This is a genomic window from Paenibacillus sp. JJ1722, from assembly GCF_048282685.1.
GTDB classification, from domain to species: domain Bacteria; phylum Bacillota; class Bacilli; order Paenibacillales; family Paenibacillaceae; genus Paenibacillus; species Paenibacillus polymyxa_B.
This window is the reverse complement of sequence record NZ_CP182500.1, coordinates 1,222,459-1,234,318: the sequence shown is the minus strand read 5'-3', so window position 1 is coordinate 1,234,318 and position 11,860 is coordinate 1,222,459. Positions and strand designations below refer to the sequence as shown.

Genomic DNA, 11,860 nt, shown 5'->3' with positions numbered 1-11,860 from the left:
TCTATTTACGTCAGTTCTAATGTGGAGGGGCTCTTGCCCGTCGATGAGGTTGTTATATGTCGTGTCGGAACCTTCCCATGTTCATCTACCTCCGTCCATATACCATCCAAACCAGACGCTGTCCCACTTAAGGAGCTGTCAGTAATGCCTTCGCAAGCTCTGGTGTGATGTCTTTTGAGGTTAATAAGTAATAAATTGTACGAAAGCCGGAACCGCTGATGGACTTGATTTTAACTTGGAACAGATAAGTGCCTTTCTCCACTTGTGGATCATAGCTGTAGTTATTTCGGTTATCCAGCACAGTATTCCAAAGTTTTGCATCTTTAATTGTGGTGACTTTATACTTCTGCTGCAATATCCTGAATAAATTCGCTGCTTCAATATACTCACCAGGCTGATACGGCTCCTTCTCTTGAGAAACCATTGGAATAGCTCGAACCGATATAATGTCTTTCGACGTGACAATCACCTTGTCGGCGTATCCTTTGCGTTCCAGCCAAGCATTCAGCTTGTGGAAGGATATGCGCCAATTAAAGGAGACGCTGCGAGCCCAATCTGGTTCTTCTACTAAAACAGATGAAGGTTTGTTCACAATATCAATATTCCCCAACGCGTAAGAACCTGCCTGCATTTCACTATAGCTCATGCCCAAAACTTCTTCTTTAAGTATAGCTTCAAATTCACGAATATCTTCCGGATCGGTCAGAACAACTCGCCGTTCATTATCATCTGCCGATTGAATGCTGATCGTCTCCGCTTTACCATTCAGCTTATCAAGTGAGTAGCTTACTGTTTTGTACGGCTCAGACATCATCACTTTTGCCAGCGCTGCCCGGAAAGGTTGCTCAGGAAATGTATAGCTACGAGTCATAATGGTACCATCATCCAAACGATAAGCAATGGATATCATTTGTTGAGGTTCTTTATTGGACCCGGACGTCTTTCCAGCTGAATGTACTCTTACAAGCTCACGCTGTAAATTCAGCACAGCAGCGATAAAAGCTTTATCTTGCGAAAAATAGAGATTTTTCTGTGTCGCTCCCCCGTCCAGATACAAATATTGCCCAGCATAGACTTGCTCGACTGAATGCGCGGTTGGAATCCGTTCCTCGTAGCCTATCCAACTAGACGTGGGGATGTACATTGCCAGACCCAAAACTGCCCCGTATGTAACCAGCTCCAGCAAAGCACGAATACGTACAATTTGCCATGTCTTGCGGATTACCATCTCCACAGCAATATAACCCAAAATAGCTCCAAGCACATACCCGAAGATCGACCAGTCCCTCCCCTGGCCTCCTGTGCTATAAAAATATTCTCCTATCAGCAGCATGGCACATAACATGACTCCTGCCTTAAAAAGGGGTTGGAAGAAAGTAAAAGCCATGGCCTGCGTTGCCTTCTCTACGAGCCGTTTGCGATATAACACATAGCTTAAAATCACAAACAGCAAGGAAACACCCATATAAATAAGCAGTTCCACATATGAAAATGCGCTACTCGACAAATCCATAATGCGGACGAACGGCGATAAACTATACCAAATATTATTGCTGCTGCGCAACTCCACGCCATTACTATTTTGAACAATGGTTCCAATAATCTGAGAGTAACCATATAGATTGTGCCCCAGAAAACGACTAATCATGGAATACAAAAAAAAGGGCAACAACAGCAAAGCATACACTACAACGGATTGTAACAGCGATTGTCCTACACAGATACCTACAAACACGGTAAAAGCAAACAGGAAAATCGTAAGAACCGATACGACCAAAGCCCATGATCCAATATCATTGATATGAAAAATAAAAGGCAGTTCAACCGACGTGTTTAGCAGGGCAGTTACTCCCGCGGTCAGCCATATAGGTACGAGTAAAAGGATAAGACCGCTAATTAAATGTGCCGTTAACAGATGCTCTCTGCGTAAGGGCAGACTGTGATATAAATCCGAGGAGCCCTGACGCTGAATAAAACGAAGCAGCACCACACCCGCCAGCACAGGTACGGCCAATAAAATGATATTTTGCATTCCATCGCCTGAGTTTGTACTATCGAACAGGCTTCTCAAAACCGTGGGCACTCGCTCGTTTCCAGTACTCATAAATAGTGGCAGTGGCACCGTAAACAATAATCCTACCAAGTACAATAGACCGATCCAGCCATGCTGTCTCAGGCTTTGGCGAATTACGCCGCCGCTACAGAAGAATCGGTTGGATGTCATAACCTGCGTCCTCCATTTCATAAATGAAAATTTCTTCAAGCGTCAACGGTAGCAAATCGAACACATGCGGCTCATACGCTTCAATCGTCTCTGCAATCCGCTCTCGCTCACCCCGGATAATAAGCAGTAGAACACTGCCCCTCCGCTCCTTATGTACAACCGAAAGTTGTCCACATACGGCTTCCTCATGCGTGCTGTCACGAAAGGCAACCTGTACCTTATGCGTATCAGACTTGAGGTCGTCGACCTCTTTTTCCAGCAGCATCCGACCCTGGTGCATAATGCCGACGTGATCACACATGTCTTCTATTTCACGCAAGTTATGAGATGAGATCACGACGGTCATCTCGCGTGCAGCGGTTTCCTGGAACAGTAAATTTTTGATCATTCTACGCATCACCGGGTCCAGTCCATCAATCGGCTCATCCAAAATGAGCAGCTCAGGCATACAGCTTAAGGCAAGCAAAAAAGCAGCCTGACGCTTCATCCCCTTGGAAAAACGGTGAAGCTTTCGTTTAGGATCTAGCTTAAAAATCTCCGTAAGCTGTATGTAGCGTTCCTCGCTCCAGCTCGGATAAATGGAGCGGTAAAACCGGGCCATCTGACGAATTGTCGCTTGCGGAAAAAAATAGGGGGTGTCTGGCATAAACAGAATGTGCTGCTTGACTTCAGGCTGCTCATATACGGACTGTCCGCCAATCAGTACCTTTCCTGCATCCGGTCGGTAAATCCCGGCGATGATTTTGAGCAGTGTTGTTTTCCCCGCCCCGTTTGAGCCCAGTAGTCCAAAAATGGAACCTTTTTTCACTCTAAGGGCGAGCTGATCGACAGCCTTTTCTTCTGTAAATGTCTTTGTGACTTCCCTTAATTCAATCAAGGGACACCCCCCTTTCCTTTGTTTGTATAGCTTCCACGTATATGTCGTCCACTTCCTGCTGTGTAAAACCAAAATGGACGGCTTCGATCATCTGTTTTAACAATGCCGCCCGAATCTCATCCCGCTTGATTTGCTGCGGCTGATGCTCGGCAGGTGTGACAAAGCTGCCTTTGCCTTGAACGGAATAAATGTATCCTTCTCGTTCCAACTCTCGATACGCCTTCTGAATCGTATTCGGATTCACCGTAAGCTGAGCGGACAATGTCCGTACGGAAGGCAATTGCTCATCCGGCTGAAGTGATCCGTACACGATCATTTCCTTTACCCTGTCCATAAGCTGTTCGTAGATCGGCTTGCGGCTGCGGATATCCAGCTCGAACATGGACTTCCTCCTTTCAAGACTTATTCTGATTCACTTGTATATACTGAACTGTTCTAACTGTACTATCATTAATAGTACAGTTAGAACAGTTTGTCAATCTTTTCTTTGGTTATTCCTTACAAAAATAGCCGTGATGCATCACGCATCACGGCTATCTCTTTTTAGCCTTCCTTTGACTCATAAGGTTCATCACGGCTTATATTCGCAAGCGTTGAACCTTCCGGCAGCTTAAGATCCAGCTGGAACCGGAACGTCGCTCCTCTGGCCTCATCGCTATCTACACCAATAGCCCCCCCCATCAGCTTGACCAAGTTTTTACAGATGGACAATCCTAGTCCCGTCCCTCCATATTTTCGGTTCAGTGCCGGATGAAGCTGGGAAAAAGGCTGAAACAATAGATGCTGGCGGTCTGCTGGGATACCGATTCCAGTATCCGTTACACTGAACTCAATCAGGCATCTATTTTTACGACGGCTGTAAGCCTTTCTCTCCACAAAGATATTTACACGCCCTCGCTCCGTAAATTTGATCGCATTGCTCACCAAATTCACCAGCACCTGTCGAATACGCACATGATCGCCGACCAGCATCCCCGGCATTTCCTGATCCACATGCCATTCCAGCTCAATGCCTTTTTCCATAGCCTGCGTCATGAATAGGTCAGCCACACTGCCCACCACATCATCTAGCACAAAGGACTCGTGCAGCAAAGACATTTTGCCAGCTTCGATTTTGCTCAAATCCAGTATCTCGTTCAATATCTGCATTAATGCACCGCTGCTACTGGTAATAATGTCTATATAGCTACGCTGCTCCTCATCCAATTCAGTATCTGCCAGTAACCCCGCCATGCCTATAATGCCGTTCATCGGTGTACGGAGCTCATGACTCATCACAGAAAGAAACTCTGACTTGGCCCGATCGGCGCGTTCGGCAGACTCCTTGGCCCGAATGATCTCCTTTTCATTCGTCCTGTCTACAAAAACCATCACAGCCCCTTTTCGCTCGCCATTATCCATCAAAGGGCTGATTCGATAGGAGGCCAGAAAGCTGGACCCGCCTTTTTTCCAAAATACAGCTTCCTCTGCCTGATAAGAGGCTCCGCTTCGAATCGCTTGAAGAATAGAGGACTGTTCGTCCGGAAAATGACTGCCAATTTCGTCAGCATGGAGGATCATGTCTATGCAAGCGCCATTCAGCGGATTGGCCGATCCTACGCCAAACATCTCAACAGCTGCCGGGTTCATAAAGCGGACATGTCCTTCGGTACTTAAACCTACAATTCCTTCGGATACGGCATTCAAAATAAGCGAATGCTCATTACTGAGCTTTTCAATTTGAGCAATGTAGCTTTTAAGAGGGGTAACATTTTCTATAATCCCGTAGCAGCCTACAATTTCCTCTTGCACGAAAATCGGGATATTCGTCATCTTGATGAATAGACGCTCCCCCTCCTTATGTATAAATTCCGATTCATAGGTTTGCGTCTCACCCTGCTTGGCCAGCTCCATGTGACGCTTGATTTTGTCCTGTTCCTCAGAGGAAGCCATGATGAGTATGTCAGCCCCAAGCAGCTTATCCTTCGTATAACCCGTAAGCTCCTCCAAGCTCGGATTCACGCTCAAGATATGACCTTCCATATTCACGGCGCATATCCCGAGTGGATTATGCTGAAACAGTGACCTATAACGGTTTTCACTTTCGCGCAGACGCTGCTCCATTTCCCGGTGCTCTGTAACATCCTGGATCATTCCAACCACTTGAACGGGCTTGCCTGCATGCTCGTCCATTTCAGCTTCCCAGATTGAACGCAGTACCTTTTGTTCCCCATTCGGCAATACAATCCGGTAAAAGGTTTCTTCGTGAACTCCCTTTAATATAACGTTGGTGATAATCTGTTTCATGCGCTCTGTATCTTCTGGATGAACAGCCGCCATGAACGCGTCAATACTTGTTTCAACCGACTTGACACGATAACCAAAAATGCTGCGAAATTCCTTGGAGAAATGCATAACATTGTTGACCAGATCCCAGTCCCATGAGCCGAACATCGCCAACCGTTGAGCTTTTGCCAAATTCTCCTCGCTCTTCTGGCGCTCTGTGATGTTGCGTCCGATGGACAGTACTCGCTTGATTCTGCCCTGTTCATCCCGAATAATGCGGTACGATACTTCCAGCCACAAATAGTGCCCGTCCTTATGACGAACACGCCGCTTCATGATGCCTGTTTCCTTGAAGAGTCCATGTACACGCATATAATCGGCATCTTCAACATGGTAGAATTGGAGCCGCTTTTTGCCGAGCATTTCCTGCTTTGTATAGCCTAGGAGTTTTTCCACCGAAGGAGAAATATATTGGAGTATGCCGTCCGCCGTGCTATATGAGATAACATCCGGCGTATTTTCCGTAATCAGCATGTACAAATCCTCATTATCCGAGAGCACCTGCTCCATATCTTTTTTCTCCGTGATATCCATTGCATATGCAATCAAATAAGATTGTTCGGTAGCCTCATCATCAAATATGGTTAATTCCAGCGATAGCCAGACGGATGTTCCCCTTTTATGTTTCAAACGCAGCTCTGTCTTATAGACTTGATCCGTAGCCTTTAGCCAACCTGCGTAAGCCTCCCTCAACCCTCGCTGATCCTGAGCCTCTTTATACAAGAGATGGTAATATCGGATATCCAGTAATTCCTCCTGCTCATATCCGACCATTTTGCAAAAGGCGGGATTGACGTACAGGCACTTCCCCTCCCTCGACAAAATCACGATTCCTGTCGGGGCATGATTATACATATGTTCCAGCAAAGGCAGTCGTCGAGCAGCAGAAAACACAATGAATCTCCTCCTTTGTGGTCCGGCAGTTTTTCTAACTACACCTATTCTAACATGATATGGGATTTTATAGCAGTGAGTCCACCTTTAGATAAAGGCCCTTAAAACATGTATGCACAAAAGATTGCCGATGCAGGTTCATCGGCAATCTTCGAATTATTTTTTTATACCACCCGGCTAAGAAAATGACGCAAAAATCGCTCCGCATCGACTTTAAGTGCCACATCAACCGTAGTCAGGGCTTGAGCTTCGTTCTCATTTTGCACCTCACGGGTGCGACCAACCTCGGCGGAATCCCCCACCTCAACGGCAATGTGCATTGGACGCGTCTCCACAAAGCTAGAATCTATCGCTAATCCTACAGCCAGTGGATCATGCAAAGCACAGCCTGCAATACCAGGTCTGAAATTGCGATAGGCTTCCATATAAAAGTCTGTCATATCTGCCATAAACGCGCCCAGCTCGGTCCCTTGCTCACGCCATTTGTCCACATCCTGCTGGGGAAGCAGTGTTTGCATCGTGACGTCCAGCCCAACCAGCGTAAGCGGAAAGCCCGCTCCCAGCACATAGGCTGCGGCTTCTGGATCGGCATAAATATTCGCTTCAGCCGTCGGAGTTACATTCCCTTTCACTGTAACCGCGCCGCCCATGATGATCAGGCGGTCAAGCAATTGGGGAAATTCGGGGCAGCGATCCAATGCAATCGCAAGATTGGTTAGCGGTCCCACAGCTACCAGGGTAAGTTTGCCTTCATAGCGACGAGCCTGTCCGATAATAAAGTCAGCGGCATCCCCAGACGCAGCCTGACGGGAGGGAGCTCCTTTCAACTGATTGCCAATACCGTCTTCACCGTGAATATGCCGGGAATATGGTTTGAACAGCTCACGAGCATACGGCTTGTGAGCGCCAGACACGACCGGAGCCTCTACCCCTAGTTTTTCCAGCAGAATCAGTGAGTTACGTGTTGCCTCCTCCACCGAGATATTACCAAAGGTGGTTGTAATACCGAGTAGCTCCAATTCCGGCGAATGGACCGCGTACGCAATAGCAAGCGCGTCGTCAATGCCAGTATCTACATCTAAGATTAACTTTTTGCTCATGATGACCCTCCACAGTAGAACAGCATTCTTTTTTTCATTATACACAATTTCAATGCTTATTCCCTTGGTCATCAAATTCTTTATTCGAAGACGTAAAAAAAGACTACGACAGCTATGCCGTAGCCTTCTTTTAATACTTTTCAATCACTCAAGGGCACTTGTTCTGGCTAAATCCTAAGGCTCGATTCCCCACACCAGCTTATCATTGTGGAACAACGTTACTTTGTTCCATTCTGCATAAGAGGTTTTCGTTGGATCGAAGGAGTAATCATTGGATTCGTTCAGGTTAGACCAGTCACTATTGTTCATGCGGATCTGAATATCACCTGTTTGCGCTCCAGCAGCAAGCGTGCCGGCAGCAGCACTGAAACCAATTTCAATATAGTTGTCTGTAATGGTACGCAGCACGTTATCATTGCCTACTTGCGCATAGTCTACTGCAGATTGCAGCTCTTGGCTGCCATCCTTCGTGAAGTAATAGCGGATTTTCAGCTCACTCAGCTTCACGGGTGTTGTACCTTTATTTTTCAGGTTAAGGAAAGGCTTGACTGCGTTATTAGCTGGGTCGGTGTCACCAGCCCGGTACATTACAACCAGATCACCCGCTGGTTCTGTAGGGTCGGTTGGATCAGTCGGTGTACCTTTAGGTTCAGCGCTTACCGTTGCGGAATCCTTACTTGTTCCTTTCGCATTCGTAGCACTTACAACATAGAAGTAAGTTGTTCCGTTCGTCAGCCCCTTATCCGTGTACTCTCTTTCCGTTACAAGAGGCGCAACGGCTGTAAAAGGACCTGCTTCGCTAGTGGCACGTTTTACCGTGTAGCTATCGGCACCAGTAGACGCATTCCAAGTCAGCGTTACTTGAGCATTGCCCACAACAGCCTTTAAGCCTGACGGTACAGCTGGAGCTGTAGGCGCTGGGTCCACACCACCAGTGGAAGGCACGATTGCAGGGTACGCATTTTGTACCAGCATCACAAACTGATCATGGAACCATGCTCCTGAAATAGGTGCATTCGGTAAAGCATCTGTTAATGTGCCATCCTTGGTTGTATAGGTAGGATCACACATACGGTCAAAGCCTTTACCCTCATCGTTCGGAATGAGTGAGCTGGAACCATCGGAATCACCCGGAGGTTTTGCCCATACATAGGCATCAATATGGCCAGCTGGAGCCGTTTGTGGCGGTGTTCCCATACCTGCTCCGCTGTTATTACACCAGTTACCACGGTGCGAGCGTTTGTCAACACGGCCTGAGTTTACATAGGAGTTAATATCATTGCCGACTGCGGAAGTCGGACGGTTAGGTCCGCCCCATCCGTTACGGCCTGTATCAATTAACATACCGAGTGAGCTCGGCCAGCCTGCGCTGACAAAATCTCTATGCAATGACTCTGCGAAATCCGATTCATCGAAATTAGGATTCCATTCATAGTACTTGGACGATTTGATCGGTTGTCCGCCGACATTCAGATTTGGATCAGGCAAATTAGGTTCTGTCAGCGGTGAAGTATTGGCTGTATTCGTGATAAAGCCATCTACACTGGACAGACCTTTGCTAGTGTCTTTGAAGATAGTTGTAAACAGGGATACCGTTGCTGCACGGTTGTTATCCCAACCTAACCAGCCAGAGTGACCGATATCTACGTATTTGTACACATTCGGAATCTCGTTCAGCTTATTCATTGTGTACTTAACGCCAGCTTCATAAATCCCTGTAGACTTGGCTTGCGCACATTTAGGATCATCCAGATTGGTTACCAGGTTTGGCAAACTATCTGGTTCAATGATCGCTACGATACGAATATCCTTATATTTGGGATTTGCAAAAATAGAAGCAATTTTGTCAACATAATCCTTTTTATATGTTTCCAGCCCTGCCTGAGTCAGCGGTAATTCACCATTGGAAGCCAAGGCATGACAATCCCGTCCGGGCAGATCATACACAATAAATTCCGCCGTAATCGGTGTGCTGCCTTTCTTTTGCGCCAATACTTGGTCCAAATGCGCTTCCAGGCCAAGCTTGCCTCCACCGCCGTTAATAGCAGCGATACGATCAAGCCATACGGCTGTCGGGAATGTTTTGACCGTTTGCATTTTTGCTTTCAGATTGGCATCCGTAATCTTGGCAATCGATGTATCAACACTAGCCGCATAATCAGGACTAACATATTTTGTCGCCCCTTGGTAAGGATTGTCCACATGGGATTCTGCATGTATTTTATCCGTAAATCCTGCACCTGGTAGAAAGCTGCTTGCGACGAGTGATAGCGCAAAAGCATACTTCATGCTTTTACGAAGCACTTGCTTTGTTTTCAATTGCTTCACCTATCTTTCCGTGGATTTTGTTGAATCTTCCTATGTCGGCACCTGATTGTTACATGATTAAATGTGAGTTACGCCTACTCTCTCCAAAAAAAAGCGGCGTTCATAGTTGCGAAAGGTAAGCGCTTTCTATTTGTCCATGCGCTCACATTTTCCCCTTTTTGTCACCTCCTATGTTAGATTATAGTGAGCTGGAAATCTGCTGTAAATTGAATAAATTAAGGACTACATTATTAATTAGGCATATGAATTGCCACTCTAACGGTTCGTTGTGGCACCTCTTTTTCTGAAACCGGTTCCTTCATTTGTTGAACTTCCCTGCTATGACAAGCTCTCAGGAGATTTAGGATCGACAGCAAAAGAGCGAATTCAAAAAAAGCAAGACTGTATTCTTTAATTTCCGTCAGCCTAAATCGACAATGATAAACTCCAGAACGCCAACTATGCCAAATCGTTATATCTATCGACAGCAAAAGGGTGTTTTCAGGCCACATGACCGTGAAAACACCCTTTTATTGTTGTGAAGTCAATCTATGCTCTTGTTGTTCTACACTTTTTCGCGATCCTTGCCCTTGTCAGATTGCCCTGCATTTTTATTGGCGGCATCCCGATCCAGCTGCATTTCTTCAACCGTCTTCACCTTAAGTCGCGCTGCTCCCTCATAAGGTCGGGTTGGAATCAGATCGCCTGCAGCCAGACGTTGACGCGCCTCGACAATTGCTGCTCCGTATTGCGGCAGCCATGCTTCCTGGGCCACCAGCATTTCATCGACCATCTGCCAAATTTCTTTCGGATTACACACCGCGCCCACTAGCGGATCCATCATAAACGCTTGCCGCAGCAGCTTATCATCTCCGTGCACAGCCGCTTCAACAGCCAAACGCTGGACGGAAATACTTACATTGCAGACGGCAGCAAGACCGAGCGGAAGGTCTCCTACATGTGGCATGGAGATACCATTCCGATCCACATATCCAGGCGCTTCAATAATCGCATCGTCCGGCAAATTGGAAATCACACCGTTATTAACGACATTAAAATGCCCCCGGTATACACGTCCGGTTTCCAGACCTTCGATAATGTATGAACCATGCTCTTCACCGCGATTTTCCGCCTTGTAATCCAATGGGTCTTCTTTCATCCAGTTGGGGAAATCTGTTTCAAACCAATTACGTCCTTCTGTACATACACGCAGATAGCCGCCTGTTTCTCCGTTGATCCAGCTGCCTAGATCAATCCAGTCCAGAATTTCATTCGGACGCTTCCGGTACCAAGGTACATATTCACTTAGATGGCCATTCGACTCTGTGCTGTAATAGCCAAAACGACGAAGCATGTCGATGCGTACCTTTTCGGTGCGGCTATATTCGGGATGTTTTTCAAAAGCCTCCAGCAGTCCAGCTGTCAGGTCCTTGCCTTCATGTGACGCCTGAATGTACCACGTCTGGTGATTGATTCCGGCGCATACAATGTCCACATCCTGCTTCTCCAGACCATACACCTCGGCAATTTGGTGATGCCCATGCTGGACGCCGTGACATAGACCGATTGTACGCACACCGCTGTATTTGTTGCAGGCCCACGTAATCATCGCCATCGGGTTCGAGTAGTTCAGCAACAATACATCCGGTGCACTTAGCTCGCGGATATCCTTACAGATGGCCAGCATTTCAGCAATACCACGCTGACCATACATGATCCCTCCTGCACACAATGTATCGCCCACGCATTGATCCACGCCATATTTCAGCGGAATATCCACATCGGTTGCAAAGCCCTCTAGCCCTCCTACCCGGATGGTACAAATGACGTATTTGGCACCCTTTAGAGCTATCTTTCGGTCCGTAGAGGACTGTATCTGTATGGACAAACCATTCTCACGAATATCCCGCTGGCACAGCTCAGTAACCATATCCAGATTGTGCTGACTGATATCCGTAAAAGCCACTTCAATATCGTTAAATTCCGGCACCGATAACAAATCTCGTAAAATTCCACGGGTAAAACCGATGCTTCCTGCTCCAATAAAAGCTACTTTAAATGACACGGCATTCAACCTCCGGTAATTAGAATTGGTATATACCGTCATTGTAGCAATAGCTCTGCGGAAAGCGT

At 46.8% G+C, this 11,860-nt stretch carries 7 protein-coding genes; all 7 read right to left on the bottom strand.

The window, feature by feature from the left end:
* Nucleotides 1-127: 127 nt before the first annotated feature.
* Entirely contained in the window at nt 128-2,224 is a 2,097-nt protein-coding gene (locus ACM1ND_RS05580) for a multidrug ABC transporter permease (protein ID WP_068938476.1), read from the bottom strand.
* Nucleotides 2,199-3,101, bottom strand: coding sequence for an ABC transporter ATP-binding protein (locus tag ACM1ND_RS05575; RefSeq protein WP_279832059.1), 903 nt, complete (start codon nt 3,099-3,101; stop codon nt 2,199-2,201). The genes ACM1ND_RS05580 and ACM1ND_RS05575 overlap by 26 nt, the downstream gene beginning before the upstream one ends.
* Complete coding sequence (locus tag ACM1ND_RS05570; protein ID WP_418027213.1) at nt 3,094-3,483, bottom strand: GntR family transcriptional regulator; 390 nt, start codon at nt 3,481-3,483, stop codon at nt 3,094-3,096. Before ACM1ND_RS05570 ends, ACM1ND_RS05575 begins: the two co-directional genes overlap by 8 nt.
* Before the next feature lie 161 nt (nt 3,484-3,644).
* The gene (locus ACM1ND_RS05565) at nt 3,645-6,320 is read right to left on the bottom strand and encodes a PAS domain S-box protein (protein WP_023987293.1); all 2,676 of its coding nucleotides are present in this window, start codon (nt 6,318-6,320) and stop codon (nt 3,645-3,647) included.
* 164 nt (nt 6,321-6,484) lie between these two features.
* Entirely contained in the window at nt 6,485-7,420 is a 936-nt protein-coding gene (locus ACM1ND_RS05560) for a nucleoside hydrolase (RefSeq protein WP_053324774.1), read from the bottom strand.
* 174 nt (nt 7,421-7,594) lie between these two features.
* Nucleotides 7,595-9,748, bottom strand: coding sequence for a glycoside hydrolase family 6 protein (locus ACM1ND_RS05555; protein WP_081047454.1), 2,154 nt, complete (start codon nt 9,746-9,748; stop codon nt 7,595-7,597).
* A 544-nt stretch (nt 9,749-10,292) separates the two neighbouring features.
* On the bottom strand, nt 10,293-11,792 hold the full coding sequence (locus ACM1ND_RS05550; protein WP_418028005.1) for an alpha-glucosidase/alpha-galactosidase: 1,500 nt from the start codon (nt 11,790-11,792) through the stop codon (nt 10,293-10,295).
* Nucleotides 11,793-11,860 lie beyond the last annotated feature (68 nt).

Excerpts from the sequence above, each read along its gene's own strand:
- ACM1ND_RS05580 (WP_068938476.1), bottom strand. The coding sequence starts at position 2,224 with ATGACATCCAACCGATTCTTCTGTAGCGGCGGCGTAATTCGCCAAAGC.
- ACM1ND_RS05570 (WP_418027213.1), bottom strand. The coding sequence starts at position 3,483 with ATGTTCGAGCTGGATATCCGCAGCCGCAAGCCGATCTACGAACAGCTT.
- ACM1ND_RS05560 (WP_053324774.1), bottom strand. The coding sequence starts at position 7,420 with ATGAGCAAAAAGTTAATCTTAGATGTAGATACTGGCATTGACGACGCG.